At 70.4% G+C, this 16,026-nt stretch carries 13 protein-coding genes; 10 read left to right on the top strand and 3 right to left on the bottom strand.

What is annotated here, in order from left to right:
- The first annotated feature begins 27 nt into the window (after positions 1–27).
- From ACZ69Q_RS14750 to ACZ69Q_RS14710, 9 genes are all read left to right on the top strand, one after another.
- Positions 28–711, top strand: a complete 684-nt coding sequence (locus tag ACZ69Q_RS14750; RefSeq protein WP_471041489.1) for a response regulator — start codon at positions 28–30, stop codon at positions 709–711.
- Between the two features lie 2 nt (positions 712–713).
- Positions 714–3,257 carry a sensor histidine kinase gene (locus tag ACZ69Q_RS14745; protein WP_471041487.1) on the top strand — a complete coding sequence of 848 codons (2,544 nt, stop codon included), beginning with the start codon at positions 714–716 and terminating at the stop codon, positions 3,255–3,257.
- Between the two features lie 764 nt (positions 3,258–4,021).
- Positions 4,022–4,468, top strand: coding sequence for an SAV_915 family protein (locus ACZ69Q_RS14740; protein WP_471041485.1), 447 nt, complete (start codon positions 4,022–4,024; stop codon positions 4,466–4,468).
- 12 nt (positions 4,469–4,480) lie between these two features.
- Entirely contained in the window at positions 4,481–5,821 is a 1,341-nt protein-coding gene (gene lysA, locus ACZ69Q_RS14735; protein WP_471041483.1) for a diaminopimelate decarboxylase, read from the top strand.
- A gap of 82 nt (positions 5,822–5,903) precedes the next feature.
- Positions 5,904–6,050, top strand: coding sequence for a hypothetical protein (locus ACZ69Q_RS14730; protein WP_471041481.1), 147 nt, complete (start codon positions 5,904–5,906; stop codon positions 6,048–6,050).
- A 295-nt stretch (positions 6,051–6,345) separates the two neighbouring features.
- Entirely contained in the window at positions 6,346–7,641 is a 1,296-nt protein-coding gene (locus tag ACZ69Q_RS14725) for an extracellular solute-binding protein (RefSeq protein WP_471041479.1), read from the top strand.
- A 6-nt stretch (positions 7,642–7,647) separates the two neighbouring features.
- Positions 7,648–8,646: a carbohydrate ABC transporter permease gene (locus tag ACZ69Q_RS14720; RefSeq protein WP_471041478.1), complete on the top strand. Its 999-nt coding sequence runs from the start codon at positions 7,648–7,650 to the stop codon at positions 8,644–8,646.
- Positions 8,647–8,717: 71 nt separating this feature from the next.
- Positions 8,718–9,482, top strand: a complete 765-nt coding sequence (locus tag ACZ69Q_RS14715) for a carbohydrate ABC transporter permease (protein WP_471041556.1) — start codon at positions 8,718–8,720, stop codon at positions 9,480–9,482.
- A 55-nt stretch (positions 9,483–9,537) separates the two neighbouring features.
- On the top strand, positions 9,538–10,575 hold the full coding sequence (locus ACZ69Q_RS14710; protein WP_471041476.1) for an endo-1,4-beta-xylanase: 1,038 nt from the start codon (positions 9,538–9,540) through the stop codon (positions 10,573–10,575).
- A gap of 201 nt (positions 10,576–10,776) precedes the next feature.
- Here the strand turns inward: ACZ69Q_RS14710 and ACZ69Q_RS14705 are convergent, their stop codons facing one another.
- Together ACZ69Q_RS14705 and ACZ69Q_RS14700 are read right to left on the bottom strand one after the other, a co-directional pair.
- Positions 10,777–10,983, bottom strand: a complete 207-nt coding sequence (locus ACZ69Q_RS14705; RefSeq protein ID WP_330353131.1) for a DUF5999 family protein — start codon at positions 10,981–10,983, stop codon at positions 10,777–10,779.
- A gap of 441 nt (positions 10,984–11,424) precedes the next feature.
- Positions 11,425–12,027 (bottom strand): hypothetical protein, encoded by a 603-nt coding sequence (locus ACZ69Q_RS14700; RefSeq protein WP_471041474.1) that lies wholly within the window; start codon positions 12,025–12,027, stop codon positions 11,425–11,427.
- Positions 12,028–12,583: 556 nt separating this feature from the next.
- Here ACZ69Q_RS14700 and ACZ69Q_RS14695 point away from each other — a divergent pair.
- A complete protein-coding gene (locus ACZ69Q_RS14695; RefSeq protein ID WP_471041472.1) occupies positions 12,584–14,101 on the top strand; it encodes a glutamate-cysteine ligase family protein in 1,518 nt (505 codons plus the stop codon).
- 85 nt (positions 14,102–14,186) lie between these two features.
- Here ACZ69Q_RS14695 and ACZ69Q_RS14690 read toward each other — a convergent pair whose 3' ends face one another.
- Complete coding sequence (locus ACZ69Q_RS14690; protein WP_471041471.1) at positions 14,187–15,962, bottom strand: substrate-binding and VWA domain-containing protein; 1,776 nt, start codon at positions 15,960–15,962, stop codon at positions 14,187–14,189.
- Positions 15,963–16,026: the final 64 nt, after the last annotated feature.

Raw genomic sequence — 16,026 nt, 5'->3', positions numbered from 1 at the left:
ACGCGCAGGACAGGAAGGCGTACACCCATGACCAGGGTGTTGGTGGTGGAGGACGACCCGCAGTTGGTGCGGGCGCTGGTGATCAACATGCAGGCACGCCGCTTCGGAGTGGACCCGGCGTCCGACGGGGCGACCGCCCTCAGACTGGCCGCCGCCCGCCGGCCGGACGTGGTCCTGCTGGACCTCGGACTGCCCGACATGGACGGTGTCGACGTCATCAAGGCGCTGCGCGGCTGGACCCGGGTGCCGATCCTGGTGCTGTCGGCCCGGCAGGCGTCCGGGGAGAAGGTCGCCGCGCTGGACGCGGGCGCGGACGACTACGTCACCAAGCCCTTCAGCATGGACGAGCTGATGGCCAGGCTGCGGGCCGCGGTCCGCCGTACCGAGGACTCCCCGCTCGCCCCGGAGACGACGGTCGTGGAGACGGACGAGTTCGTCATCGACCTGCGCGCCAAGAAGGCCGCCCGAGGCAGCCACGACGTGCGCCTCACTCCCACGGAGTGGCATCTGCTGGAACTCCTGGTCACCAACCCGGGCCGGCTCGTCACACAGAAGTACCTGCTCCAGGAGGTCTGGGGGGTGTCCCAGAGCAGCAAGACCAACTACCTGCGGGTCTACATGGCCCAGTTGCGCCGGAAACTGGAAGCCGACCCCTCGCACCCCCGTTATCTCATCACCGAACCCGGTATGGGTTACCGCTTCGAAGGGTGAACATGGCACGCGGCAAACTTCGGATCTACCTCGGTGCGGCACCCGGCGTCGGCAAGACGTACGCGATGCTCTCCGAGGCGCACCGGCGGGTGGAACGCGGCACCGACTGCGTGGTCGCGTTCGTGGAGCACCACGACCGGCCGCGCACCGAGGTGATGCTGCACGGCCTGACCCAGATCCAGCGCAAGGACCTGGAGTACCGGGGCACCACCTTCACGGAGATGGACATCGACGCCGTCCTGGCCCGTCGTCCCAAGGTGGCGCTGGTGGACGAGCTGGCCCACACCAACATCCCCGGCTCCCGCAACGCCAAGCGCTGGCAGGACGTCGAGGAACTCCTGGCGGCGGGCATCGACGTCATATCGACCGTCAACATCCAGCACCTGGAGTCGCTGGGCGATGTCGTGGAGTCCATCACCGGGGTACGGCAGCAGGAGACCGTCCCCGACGAGGTCGTACGCCGCGCCGACCAGGTGGAACTTGTCGACATGTCGCCGCAGGCGCTGCGGCGGCGGATGGCGCACGGCAACATCTACAAGTCGGACAAGGTCGACGCGGCCCTGTCCAACTACTTCCGGCCCGGCAACCTGACCGCCCTGCGGGAGCTGGCGCTGCTGTGGGTGGCCGACCGGGTCGACGAGTACCTCAACGCCTACCGCAGCGAGCACGAGGTCTCCGCCATCTGGGGTTCGCGCGAGCGGATCGTCGTCGGGCTGACCGGCGGGCCGGAGGGACGGACGCTGATCCGCCGGGCCGCGCGGCTGGCGGAGAAGGGCGCCGGCGGTGAGGTGCTCGCCGTCTACATCGCCCGCAGCGACGGGTTGACGTCCGCCTCGCCGAAGGAACTGGCCGTGCAGCGCGGGCTGGTGGAGGACCTCGGCGGCACCTTCCACCACGTCGTGGGCGACGACATCCCGGCGGCGCTGCTGGACTTCGCACGTGGAGTGAACGCCACCCAGATCGTGCTCGGCGTCTCACGCCGCAAGAGCTGGCAGTACGTCTTCGGGCCCGGCGTCGGCGCCACGGTGGCCCGGGACTCGGGTCCCGACCTCGACGTCCACCTGATCACGCACGACGAGGCGGGCAAGGGGCGCGGACTTCCGGTGCCCCGCAGCGCGCGCCTCGGCCGGTCGCGGATCATCTGGGGCTGGCTGGTCTGTGTGCTCGGCCCGGCCGTCCTCACCGTGCTGCTGACGCACGTGGCCCCCGAAGTCGGCCTCGCCAACGACATGTTGCTGTACCTGTCGCTGACGGTCGCCTCGGCACTCCTCGGCGGACTGCTGCCGGCGCTGGCCTCCGCGGTGGTGGGCTCGCTCCTGCTGAACTGGTTCTTCACCCCGCCCGTGCACACGCTGACCATCGCCGACCCGAAGAACATCGTCGCCATCGCGATCTTCGTCGGCGTGGCGGTGTCCGTGGCCTCCGTGGTCGACCTCGCGGCCCGCCGCACCCACCAGGCCAACCGCCTGCGGGCCGAGTCGGAGATCCTGTCCTTCCTCGCCGGGAACGTGCTGCGCGGGGAGACCAGCCTGGAGGCTCTGCTGGAACGCGTCCGCGAGACCTTCGCCATGGAGTCCGTGGCGCTGCTGGAGCGGGCGAGCGACGTCGACCCGTGGACCTGCGCGGGCAGCGTGGGCTCCCGGCCCTGCCAGGACCCCGACGACGCCGACGTCGACGTACCGGTAGGCGACCACATGGCGCTCGCGCTGACCGGCCGGGTGCTGCCCGCCGAGGACCGCCGGGTCCTGGCCGCGTTCGCCGCGCAGTCCGCGGTCGTCCTGGACCGCCAGCGGCTGCGGCGCGATGCGGACCAGGCCAAGGAACTCGCCGAGGCCAACCGCATCCGTACGGCACTGCTGGCCGCCGTCAGCCACGACCTTCGTACCCCGCTCGCCGGTATCAAGGCATCCGTCTCCTCGCTGCGGTCCGACGACGTGGCCTGGTCCGAGGAGGACGAGGCCGAACTCCTCCAGGCGATCGAGGAGGGCGCCGACCGGCTCGGCCTCCTCGTCGGCAACCTGCTCGACATGTCGCGCCTTCAGACCGGCACGGTCGCGCCGCTGATCCGGGAGGTCGACTTGGACGAGGTGGTGCCGATGGCGCTCGGCGGGGTGCCGGAGGGCAGCGTGGAGCTGGACATCCCGGAGACACTGCCCATGGTCAGCGTGGACAAGGGCCTGCTGGAGCGGGTCGTCGCCAACGTCGTCGAGAACGCCGTCAAGTACAGCCCCGGGGACGGGCCCGTACTGGTCTCCGCGAGCGCCATCAGCGACCGCGTCGAGGTTCGCGTGGTCGACCGCGGGCGGGGCGTCCCCGACGAGGCCAAGGAACGCATCTTCGCCCCCTTCCAGCGCTACGGCGACGCCCCGCGCGGTGCCGGGGTCGGGCTCGGCCTAGCCGTCGCACGCGGCTTCGCCGAGGCCATGGGTGGCACGATCACGGCCGAGGACACGCCAGGGGGCGGCCTGACCATGGTGCTGAGCCTGCGGATGGCACCGGGGCGCAGGCCGGGGGAGCCGGAGGTGCCGGCGGGGGTCGTTTTCTAGCGGTGCGGCCGAAGTCGTCGGCGGCGGTGGTTTCGTGGCGGTGCGGCCGAAGTCGTCGGCGGCGGTGGTTTCTTGGCGGTGCGGCCGAAGTCGTCGTCGGCGGTGTTCTTGGCGGTACGGCCGAAGTCGTCGTCGGCAGTCGATTCCCGGCGATTCGGTCCGCGCGAGGGATGCCGACGGGCCGGGTCAGAGGCTGTACCCGCCAGCCACGGGGGAGGTGTGGGCCGGGGCCAAGTCACCCCGCGCGTGGGCGCTGCTCCCCGGGCACCGGCCGCTCCTCCGCCAGATCCCCGGCGTCCAGGCGCAGTCGCCAGGCGTTGCGGCGATGTACGGACGCCAGCTCCGACTCCAGCGGGGAGGGCGGTACGGCGAGGACCGGGCAGGAGGCGTGGGCGAGGCAGGAGCGGGTGACCGAGCGGCGGCAGGCACGGTGCCAGGGGCTGCGGCGGCCGCGCCGACGACCAGGATTTTCCGTCTCGTGCGGGAAAACCTGACCTGTCCTCCCATGACACTCCTGTCACAGCCCCACAGCCAGCCCGAACGGCGCCTCTTGGCGCACCTCTGACGGCGCTCGTGCCCGACCGCCGGGCCCGGTGTCAGCATCCCGTCAGCGTCCGACCGAATCACGTCAGCATCGCGTCATGAGCGGTCCGAAACCCGGGTTTGCCGGGCATAGCGTCACTGGCAAGCCCCGGTCCGCCTCCCCGCGTCCGGGGCGTCAGGCAACCCGACCGACCCACGTCGGTTCCACCCGGAGGCACCTCATGGCAGACATCCTGTACGACGAAGACCCGGAGCCTTCTGATCGGTTCCCGGCCGGCCCTCTGTACGTTCCGGTCCGGCCGGGACAGGCCGCCTTCGCGGCCCGCCTCTTCCGTACACCCATCGGTGACCGCACGGCCGTTGGGTTCACCTCGCAGCGGAAACTGGCCGCGACCCTCGGTCCCGACCAGCCGTGGATCCGGCTCGCCGAGCCCGCCCTGCGCTCCCTGACGGCTCCGCTCGGCGTCACCACCGTCACCGTCGATCCCCAGTTCTGCGCCCCGGCCCCGACCGCGGCCGCGTCGTCGGCCCAGGAGCACGCCCGGGAGCACGCCCGGCACTCAGGTCCCCGGTTCCGTGAAAGCGCCTGGGATCCCCAGGCGGTCGGAGCGCTGCGCGTGACCGGCGCCGCCGCGCTCATCTCCGCGTTGACCATGTGGATCGGCTGAGGGGGAGGCACGATGACCACCATTCACGAACCCGCCGTCACCACCGCGGGTCCGGCCGACGCCCTCTCGGTGTGGCCGGCCTCGGCCGTCGAGCCGCGCGAGGGCGAGATCACCGTCGGCGGTGTCCCGCTCGCCGAGGTCGCCGACCGTTTCGGCACGCCCGTCTACGTCATCGACGAGGACGAGGTCCGCGAGCGCTGCCGCACCTACCGGCACGCCTTCCCCGAGGCCGAAGTCCTGTACGCGGCCAAGGCGTTCCTGTGCCGGGCGATGATCCACTGGGTGGACGAGGAGGGCCTCGGCCTGGACGTCTGCTCGGCCGGCGAGCTGGAGCTCGCGGTCACCACCGGCTTCCCGCCGGACCGGATCGTGCTGCACGGCAACGCCAAGTCCCCGCGCGACCTCGACAGCGCGCTGCGCCTCGGGGTCGGCCGTATCGTCATCGACAGCCCCTCGGAGATCGCCCGGCTCGCCGCCGCGGTCGGCCCCGACGGACATCAGAAGGTGATGGTCCGCGTCGTGCCCGGCATCAGCGCCGGAGGCCACGAGAAGATCCGCACGGGCACCGAGGACCAGAAGTTCGGCCTGTCCATCTCCGACGGCTACGCCCAGCACGCCATCGCCCGGATACTGGACCAGCCGCAGCTCGAACTGACCGGCCTGCACTGCCACCTGGGCTCGCAGATCACCAGCGTCAAGCCCTACCTCTGCGCCGTACGCCGCATGGTCGGCCTCATGGCCCGGCTGAACGAGCAGCACGGCCTGGTGCTGCGCGAACTCGACCTGGGCGGCGGGCACGGCATCGCCTACCGGCCCGGCGAACCCGCCCTCGACCTCACGACGCTCGCCCGCAAGGTACGTGCCGAGCTGGTCGAGGCCTGCGCGGCGGCCGGGCTCACCGTGCCCCGCCTCATCATCGAGCCGGGTCGGGCCATCGCGGGCCCCGCCGGAGTCGCGCTCTACCACGTCCTCTCCGTCAAGCGGACCGGCGCGCACACCTACGTCGCCGTGGACGGCGGCATGAGCGACAACCCGCGGCCCGCGCTGTACGGGGTGCGCTACGCGCCGCGCCTGGTGGGCCGGCACAGCACCGCCGCGCCGGCCCCGGTGACCGTGGTGGGCCGGCACTGCGAGGCGGGCGACATCCTCGCCACCGACGTCGAACTCCCCGACGACATCCGTCCCGGAGACCTCCTCGCCATCCCGGCGGCCGGCGCCTACCACGTGTCCATGGCCTCCGGCTACAACATGGTCGGCCGCCCGCCCGTGGTCGCCGTGGACGACGGCCACGCCCGGCTCCTGGTCCGCCGCGAGTCCCTGGACGACATCCGCAGCCGAGACGTGGGCCTGTAACCGGCCCCGTATCCCCGTTCCCTCCCCGATCCACCTCCGGGCGAGCCACCCGGCCCGGCCCTCGCCCGGAGGTGTCCAAGTCATGTCCCCGTACCGCTGGTACGCACCCGCCTCGAACGTCAACAGCAACGGCAGCGTGATGGCGGGCTTCAGTGGCGCCGCCCACGTCCGCAACCGCGCTCACGCCGGCCGACCTGCCCGGGGCATCCTCCACCAGTCCACTTCGTAATGTTCGCCTCCTGAGCCGAATGTTTCGACCTTCGCTCCCTCCCTTCCCGGTGAGCGGCGAGCGGTCGATCGGAGTCCGCGTCGGAGGCGGGTGATTGGCCGGGCGCGGGTTCCCGACCCTTCAAGAGGCGCCCCCGCCGCGACGATTGGCGGCAGATTCACTGCGTACAAGGGGTTGCCACCGTTTGGAAGCTGTCTCTAGGGTGCGGCAACAACGAAGCTTTCTGGATTGGTTCCGAAACTTTCGATCCAGCGGACGGTCATGGACGGACCGTCCCGTACCCAAGGAGCGCATCATGGGCGACCCGGGACTGTCCCGCCGCGGCTTCCTCGCGGCCTCCGCCGCGGCCGGTGTGGGCATGACGGCACTGAGCGGTTGCGGCGGCGACTCGGACGGAGGGTCGTCGGACGGCACGACCACCATCGAGTGGTGGAACATCTCCACCACCGAGCCGACCAAGAGCGTCTGGGCGGCGCTGGCCAAGAAGTTCGAGGCTCAGAACCCCAAGGTCAAGGTGAAGATCGTCCAGCTCGAGAACGACGCCTACAAGTCGAAGATGACGGCACTGACCGCCTCCGGGAAGCTCCCCGACATCTTCCACACCTGGGGCGGCGGCGTCCTGAAGCAGCAGGTCGACGCCGGTCTCGTCGAGGACCTCACCGACCGCACCAAGGACTTCGCCGAGGGCCTGCTGCCGGTCGCGAGGGAGCCGTACCTCATCGACGAGAAGTCGTACGGCATACCGTTCGACATCGGCATGATCGGCTTCTGGTACAACAAGGCGCTCTTCAAGGACGCGGGCATCACCGAGCCGCCGACCACCTGGAGCGGCTTCCTCGACGCCGTACGGAAGCTGAAGGCCAAGAACATCACCCCGCTCGCCCTCGCGGGCAAGGAGAAGTGGCCCGGCATGTACTACTGGGCCTACCTCTCGATGCGCACCGCCGGCGCCTCCGCCCTCCAGAAGGCGTACGACGACAAGGACTTCACCGGCGACCCGTTCGTCCAGGCCGGACAGCACCTCCAGGAGCTCGTCGATCTCCAGCCGTTCCAGAAGGGCTACCTCGGCGCCGCCTACTCCAGCCCCACCGGCCAGGCCGCGGCCGTCGGCAACGGCAAGGCGGCGATGGAGCTCATGGGCCAGTGGGCCCCGGTCGTCCAGGCCGACGCCGGCAAGGGCCTCGGCAAGGACCTCGGCTTCTTCCCGTTCCCCGCGGTCGAGGGCGGCAAGGGCGTGATCACCGAGGTGTTCGGCGGAGGCGGCGGACACGCCCTGCGCAGCGGAGCCCCGCAGGCCGCCGTCGACTTCCTGAAGTTCTTCGCCTCCGAGGCGACGGACGTGGAGCTGGTCAAGAAGACCAGCGCCATCCCGGTCGTCCCGGCCGCCGAGAGCGCCATGACCGACCCCAACATCAAGGCCGTACAGGCACAGTTGAAGGCCGCCACCGGCTTCCAGCTCTATCTCGACCAGGCGTACGCCCCCGCCGTCGGCCAGGAGGTCAACGACAGCGTCGGCGCGCTCATCGCCGGGTCCAAGTCCCCGCAGCAGGTCGCCGAGTCGATCACGAAGACCTCGAAGGAAGAGCAGTAGCCGGCGATGACCTCCACGTTCCTGCCGGACAAGCGCACCGGCCCCGGCGTCGAACCCCCGCCCCCGTCCACCGGCGCGGCCCGGGGGCGGGCCCGGCGGCGCATGACGCAGTGGTTCACCGCGGTCGGCTTCCAGGTGCCCGCCCTCGTGCTGTTCCTCGTCCTGGTGCTGCTGCCGATGCTGTTCGCGCTGTACGCGGCGTTCTTCCGCTGGGGCGGCTTCGGGATGCCGTCCGAGTACATCGGCGGCGACAACTTCACCCGCCTCTTCGAGGACCCCGTCTTCCTCGGGGACCTGTGGCGCTGTCTGGTCCTCGTCCTGCTGTCGCTCGCGATCCAGTTGCCGTTCGCGCTCGCCATGGCCGTCCTGCTCAACCAGAGGCTGCGCGGGCGGGCCTTCTACCGGATGCTCTTCTTCGGGCCGTACGTCCTGTCCGAGGCCATCACCGGTGTCCTGTTCGGCATGATCTTCGCCCCCGACGACGGCCTCGCCGACCAGATCCTCGGCGGCATCGGCCTCGACGGGCTCGGCGGCGAGTGGTTCGCCGACCCGTCGAACGTCATGGCCACCCTCTTCCTGGTCATGATCTGGAAGTACTTCGGCTTCCACATGATGCTGTACCTGGCCGGACTCCAGTCCATCCCCCGGGAGTTGACCGAGGCCGCGCTGATCGACGGTGCGAACGCCTGGCAGCGCTTCCGCAGTGTCACCCTGCCGCTGCTCGCGCCCACCCTCAGGATCAGCGTGTTCCTGTCCGTGATCGGGGCGATCCAGCTCTTCGACCTGGTCTGGGTGACCACCGCGGGTGGCCCCGACCACCACTCCGAGACGATGGCCGTGACCATGTTCCAGTACGGCTTCAAGCGCTACCAGGTCGGCTATGCCAGCGCGATCAGCGTGGCCATGTTCGGCATCAGCCTCGTCTTCGCCCTCGCCTACCAGCGGTTCGTGCTCCGCCGCGATCTCCAAGGAGCCACCACGACGATGCGGGGAGGCGCCAAGTGACGGCCAGGTCCGGCAGCGCGAAGGGCAAGAGCCTGCCGCTGCACGTCATCCTCCTGGTGGTAGGCGCGGTGATGGTGGTGCCGCTGCTGTACGCCGTGCTGTCAGGCTTCAAGTCCACCGACGAGCTCTCCCGCAACCCGGTCGGACTGCCGGAGTCCTGGGTGACCGGCAACTACACGGAGATCCTCGGCTCCTGGGACTTCTGGCGGCTGATCGGAAACAGCACCCTGATCGCCATCGGTACGACCGTCCTGGTCGTGGCCGTCTCCGCGCTGTCGGCGTTCTCCTTCGCGCGCTTCGCCTTCCGCGGGCGGGAGGCGCTGTTCACCGTGTTCACCATGGGGCTGATGTTCCCCTTCGCGGTGGCCGCCCTGCCCCTGTTCCTGCTGCTGCGCTCCCTGGGCCTGCTGGACAACCCGCTCGGTGTGATCCTCCCGCAGGCCGCGTTCGGGCTGCCGATGACCATCATCATCCTGCGCGGCTTCTTCCGGGAGATCCCCGGCGAGCTGGAAGAGGCGGCCACGCTCGACGGATGCAGTTCCTTCGGGTTCTTCTGGCGGGTGCTGCTGCCCATGGCACGGCCGGCGCTGGGCACTGTCTCGGTCCTCGCCGTGGTCACGAGCTGGAACAACTTCTTCCTGCCGCTGCTGGTGTTCACCGACTCCACGTGGTGGACCATCCCCATCGGCGTCCAGCAGTACCAGGGCCAGTACTCCGCGGACTACGCCCGCGTCTTCGCCTACCTGGTGCTGGCCATGGTCCCCGCCCTCGCCTTCTACTCGGTCGCCGAACGCCAGCTCGTCGGCGGCCTCACCGCCGGCGCGACCAAGGGGTGACGCGCCCGGACGGACGTACGGCTACCCACACATCCGCAACGTGAGGAGTCGCACCATGCGCAAGAACCGTCTCAGACTCGTCGGCGCCCTCGCCGCCGTCCTGGTCGCAGCGACCGTCCCGGCCGCACAGGCCCACGACACGCGGCCGCCCACCCTCGCCGACCTCGCCGAGCGCCACGGCCGCTACTTCGGCAGCGCGACCGACAACCCCGAACTCGTCGACGAGCCGTACACGGCACTCCTCGGCAGCGAGTTCGACCAGATCACGCCCGGCAACGGCATGAAGTGGTACGCCACCGAACCCCAGCAGGGCGTCTTCGACTTCACCGCGGGCGACGAGATCGTGGCCCTCGCCCGCGCCAACCACCAGAAGGTGCGCGGCCACACGCTCGTCTGGCACAGCCAGTTGCCGGACTGGCTGACCGGCCGTGAATGGACGGCACCCGAGCTGCGGGCCGTGCTGAAGAAGCACATCCAGACCGAGGTGCGGCACTACCGCGGCAAGATCTACGCCTGGGACGTCGTCAACGAGGCGTTCAACGAGGACGGCACGTACCGGGAGACGATCTTCTACAAGACGCTCGGCCCCGGCTACATCGCCGACGCCCTGCGCTGGGCCCACCAGGCCGACCCCAGGGCCAAGCTGTACCTCAACGACTACAACGTCGAGGCCACCGGCCCGAAGAGCGACGCCTACCACAATCTGGCCAAGGAGCTGAAGGCGCAGGGCGTCCCGCTGCACGGCTTCGGCCTCCAGACCCATCTGGCGCTGCAGTACGGCTATCCGGCCACGTTGGAGGACAACCTCCGCCGCTTCGCCCGGCTCGGCCTGGACACGGCGCTCACCGAGGTCGACGTACGGATGCAGTTGCCCGCCACCGAGGAGAAGCTGGCCCAGCAGGCCGACTGGTACCGCGACATGACCGAGGCGTGCCTGGCGGTGCGCCGATGTGTGGGGATCACGGTCTGGGACTACACGGACAAGTACTCCTGGATCCCGGCGTTCTTCCCGGGCGAGGGCGCGGCCCTGCCCTGGGACGAGGAACTGCGGCCGAAGCCCGCCTACTTCGCGCTGCGTCAGGCGCTGAGGTAGCCACCGCTGCCGTCGTGTCCCGGGCGTCCGTACGAGGGTCGCCCGGGACACACGGCGCACTACCGTGCGTGATCGCCCCCGGACACACATCGGGGCCGGCTCGCAGTCAGGGTCTGCGACCGGCCCCTGGGAGTACGCCGGGCGTCCGTCGTGCCGCCCGGTGGTGCGGGTCCTCACCGGCGTGGCCCGCCGGCGGGGGTGCTACGCGGCGGTCATCACCTTGCCGGTGCCCACTGGACGGTGCGGGGCGATGATCTGGCCGTCGGGCAGGAGCTCACCGGTGTCCTCGAAGAGCAGAACGCCGTTGCACAGCAGGCTCCATCCCTGCTCCGGGTGGTGCGCCACGAGACGGGCGGATTCCCGGTCGGCGGAGTCGGCTGAGGGGCACGGTGGCTGGTGCTGGCACATGGATGGGATCTCTCGGTCTGTTGTGATCTGTGAGATGGACGTTTTGTCTGTCTCGCGGCGTGAAGCTTCGTTCATGGCCGCTCCCCCGTTGTGATAAGTCGGTCGGAACCCAGTGTTGCCCCACGAGCGTCAATCCGCAGGGATTTCGCAGCACCGCTTTCTCACAGGTTGATGACGCTTCACCCGCGCGGATGGTTCATCCCAACTGCACTGTCACTTCGGGTGGTTCGCAGTGGTCGGATGGGGCTAGTCCGTACGGGCCGGAGCGCCCGAGGGGCTCATTCGAGCGCTTTCTTGCTCGTACGAGTTATTCATGGCTCATACGCGCGTGATTCGTGATTCCTGTTGTCCGATACGAGCCTAATCCCACCTCAGGAAAGACGTGTACCCCGCCACCCGGAATGGGCGGCGGGGTACACGGGCGCTCGCGCGGGGGTGCCGTCAGGCGGGGGAGCCGAGCAGTGGTGGCAGTGGTGGCAGCGGGGCCGGGGTCGCGCGAAGGGTGAGCACCGGGAGCAGTTCGGCGACCCGGTGCGGCACATGGGCCGCGATGCCGGGCGGCGCCGGGGCCAGCGGCACGAGGATGTCCGTGGCGTGCGGATGGCCCGTGGCGCCGTCCGCCGCGCAGTCGCCGTGCAGCCAGAGGGCGAGCATGTAGAGGCTCGGGATCGACAGCAGGCGCGGCTGGCAGGGCTGCGCGATCGTCTCCGCCTGGCGCAGTGCCCGCTCGGTCGAGGCGATGTAGGGGCCCTCGAAGAAGTGCGAGAAGGTCCAGCCGTCGGGGGTCAGCCGCGTCTCGGCCGCCGCCACCGCGCGCTCCCCGCACCGGATCAGGAAGCGCCAGCCGGCCAGCCGTGTCGCGGACACGCCCGCCGGGGTGATCTCGTCCAGGACATGGACGGGCAACGGCAGTTCGGGAGTGGCGGGCCCCTGGGCGGCGCGCAGCGAGGGTGTTCGGGCCTCGCTGACGGCGGTGGGTGAGCCGAGTGCGGTGAGGACGGAGCGAAGTGCGGGCGCGGGAGCCGGGGGGACATGCAGCGGCATGGTGGGTCGCCTCTCATTCGACAGGCACGGTGGCGCGAGGGCGTGGCGGGGCGGACGGCGCTGTCAGCTCACGAGGTCAGAGAGGCGGGGGCCGGGGTCTGGGAGCCAAGGGGGATGGGTGAGGCCTGCCGCACGTCACCTGGACGGCAGGACCGGGACCGCGGGCGCCAACCCTCTGCCTTGATTGCGGAGTTTATACGAAGAGTGTTCAGACGGTGTTTCGTCTAACCGGTTTCGGTGCACCCGGCAAGGAGTCAATCAGCCGCTGATATGCGGGAATCATCCCGATTCCCGACCGCTGTCCGGGCGGTGACCTCGAAAAATGCCATACGTGCGGACGGCCAATTCTCGTCGGCGTTTTTCACGAGTTCGTGAGCCGCCGGAAACTGCACAGTGCACCATGCCCGCTGAATGTGCCACCGGTCACATCCGACAGAGTAGCGGGCACAGGGTTCGCGCGGGACGTTATCGATCGCTTCGGCTGGGCATCATCCCACCTGACCCGGGAGACCGGCGGCCGGATCTGCGGCCCGCCCATCCGAGGAGGGAAGCTTCGATGGGGGAGAAGGTCGTGGCAGGTCGGTTCGATCTGTCCGATCGCCAGCGCTACCGCGAGAAGCTGCGGCAGTGTCTGACGGGCCTGGAGCGGCTGCTGGCGGAGAAGCGGTTCGACCGCCCCAAGAACCTCATGGGGCTGGAGATCGAATTGAACCTCGCTGGCGCCGACGGCATGCCGCGAATGTTGAATGCGCAGGTACTGGAGAGGATCGCGAGCCGCGATTTCCAAACAGAACTCGCCATGTTCAATCTGGAAGTGAACATAGCTCCACACCGATTGCAGGGGCGGGTATTCGATCAGCTCGCCGAGGAACTCCGCACGTCGCTGGCATATGCCGATCGAAAAGCGGGCGAGGTCGACGCGGGAATCGTGATGATCGGCATTCTGCCGACGCTCGACCGGGACGACCTGGTCTCCTCGAACCTCTCCGACGTGGATCGCTACGCCCTGCTCAACGATCAGATCGTGGCGGCCCGCGGCGAGGACTTCATGCTCGACATCGACGGCGTGGAGCGTCTGACGTGCACGTCGAAGTCCATCGCCCCGGAGGCCGCCTGCACCTCCGTGCAACTGCATCTCCAGGTCACGCCGGGCCGCTTCGCCGACGTCTGGAACGCGGCCCAGGCGGTCGCCGCCGTGCAGGTCGCCATCGGCGCCAACTCGCCCTTCCTGTTCGGGCGTGAGCTGTGGCGCGAGTCGCGCCCGCCGCTGTTCCAGCAGTCCACCGACACCCGCCCGCCCGAGCTCCAGGCCCAGGGCGTGCGGCCGCGCACCTGGTTCGGGGAACGGTGGGTCAGCTCGGCGTACGACCTCTTCGAGGAGAACCTGCGCTACTTCCCGGCCCTGCTGCCGATCTGCGACGACGAGGACCCGCTCGACGTCCTCGACTCCGGCGGTGTCCCGAAACTCGCCGAACTCGTCCTGCACAACGGCACCGTGTACCGCTGGAACCGGCCGGTCTACGGCATCGCCGACGGCGTCCCGCACCTGCGCGTGGAGAACCGCGTGCTGCCCGCCGGGCCGACCGTCACCGACGTCATCGCCAACGCGGCCTTCTACTACGGCGTCGTCCGCGCCCTCGCCGAGGAGTCGCGGCCGGTGTGGACCCGGATGCCCTTCGAGGCGGCGGCCGCCAACTTCGACGCGGCGTGCGAGCATGGCATCGATGCCCGGCTGAACTGGCCCCGGCGCGGACGGTACGGCGGGACGGCCGAGGTCGACGCGGTGAGCCTGGTACGCGACGAACTCCTGCCGCTCGCCGAGGCCGGCCTCGACGCGTGGGGGGTCGAGCGGGCCGACCGGGACCTCTATCTCGGCGTCATCGAGGAGCGCTGCCGCAGGCGCATGAACGGCGCGTCCTGGCAGGCGGCCACCTTCCACCGCGCACTGGAGTCGGGCATGACCCGGGACGCGGCGCTGGCCGCCACGACACGCCGCTACCGCGAGCTGATGCACCGCGGCGATCCGGTGCACACCTGGCCGGTGGGGCTGCTGGAGCCGGTGCCGCTGGGGTGAGGGCCGCGTGGAGCGGTGCGGGAGGTCCCCGCGCCGCGTGGAGCGGTGCGGGAGCTCCCCGTCGTGGAGGTGCGAGGCGTGCCCGTCAGCCCCGCCGGTCCGGTGACGCCGCGTCCACGATCGCCTTGAGGATCACCGTGTGGATCTGTGCCGGGTCCGTCACCTCGTGGCCCGACCCGCCCGTGGCCTCGGCGATGCGGTTGGCCTCGCCGCGGTCGGCGTCGGGGCCGACGGCGATCATGATGAGGGGCACATGGCGCTCGGGGTCGGCCAGGCGCTCCAGCTTGGCGATGAGTTCGGCGCGCGAGACGCTGCCCGGGTCCTCGTTCACCCCGTCGGTGAGGATGACCAGGGCGTTGAACTTGCCCTCGGCGTAGGAGTCCGTCGCGGCACGGTACGCGGCGAGCGTGGTGTCGTACAGGCCGGTCGCGCCGTCCGGCACCGGCGCCAGGTCGCCGAACGCCGCCGACAGCCGGTCGCGCTGGCTTCCCGCGCCCTCGCGGTCGCCGAGCCGCCGGGTCGGCACGCGGACGCGGTAGTCCTTCTCGCCGTCCAGCTCGGTGGCGAAGTCCCACAGCCCGACCTCGTCCTCGGCCGTGAAGGTGGTCAGAGCCTGGAGCAGCGACGCCTTGGTCACGTCCATCCGTGACCGCCCGGTGCCCGGGACCGTCTCGGACATGGAGGCGGAGGCGTCCACGACCGTGGTGATCCGCGCGCTCTGCACGGTGATCGTCCACACCCCGAGAGTCTGCTGGAGCGCCACCGCCGAGGCCGGCCGGGCCGCGGGCTTCGCGTACGGTTGCGGGCTGCTGCCGCCGGCCCGGGTCACCAGCGCGTCCGGCACCGCCTCGTCGGACGTCCGGAAGCCGTGCCGCTCCAGCAGCCGCAGTTGCCGTGCGTCACGCAGATAGCTCATGAACCGGATCGCGGCCCGGCTCTCGTCGGTCGTCAGCCCGGTCTGGGTGAGCAGCGTGTACGGGTAGTCCAGCCGGGGCGAACCGTCCTTCGGGTAGAAGAAGTCCAGGCCGCCGCCCGCGCCGTCCACCGCGGAGTTGTACATGTGAGCCGTCTGCTCGCTGACGACGAGCGCCTGATTGCGCTTCGGGTTGCCCTGCTCGGCGCCGGAGGAGTCCCGCGGCAGTGTGTCCAGGACCTGGCCGTCACCGTCGGAGACGCGCTGCGAGAGCGCCTTCATCATCGCCGCGGTCTGCGTGTCCCCGCCCTCGATCCCGGCGGAGGCCGCGCTCAGCCGGGTGAGCGCGAGCAGCCCGGTCGCGCTGCGCGCGGGATCGGCCGCGCCGAGCCGCAGCGAGTCGTCGCGCAGGGCGGCACCGGCCAGCTCCAGCCAGCCGTACGACTTCTTCGGCCACCCCAGCGACTTCGCGGCCGTCGGCACCATCGCCACGCCCACCGGACTGGAGGCGACGTGGCCGACCGTGGAGACGTCGGCCGTGTCGCCGTCCGTGCTGAGCCGCTCCAGCCACACCTCCGAGTCCGGCACCCACACCTCGGCGCCGGGGTCCTCGCCCGCGAGGAGGGCGTCGGCGACCTTGTACGACTCGCGTGCGCTGACCGTGACGGCGACGCACCGCCCGTCGGAGGTGAGGTCGTCGTCGCGCGCCTGTTCGGCGGCGGTCTCCAGGGCGGGGGCCAGGTCGGGGGAGGCGGCCACGGTCAGCCGCACCGGGTCGTCCTGGCAGGAGGAGCCGAAGGAGAGCAGTCCGCCTTTGACGGCGGCGGCCGTACCGCCGGCGACGGCGAGGACGAGGGCCGTGGCGATGGCCACCGTGCGGCGTCTTGCGCGTCGACGGGGGTCGCTGCCGCCCGCCCCATACTGATCGGGCAAGCTGTGACGTCCCATGTGGGTCGTGCCCCTCCCTGTTGCCCTGCTGAACCACGCGCCGGAGTCCGGCCGTATGGCAGGC

The sequence above is a fragment of the Streptomyces sp. NPDC036764 genome (assembly GCF_055609385.1).
The sequence above is the reverse complement of the archived record's forward strand: the minus strand, read 5'-3'. Positions and strand labels throughout refer to the sequence as shown.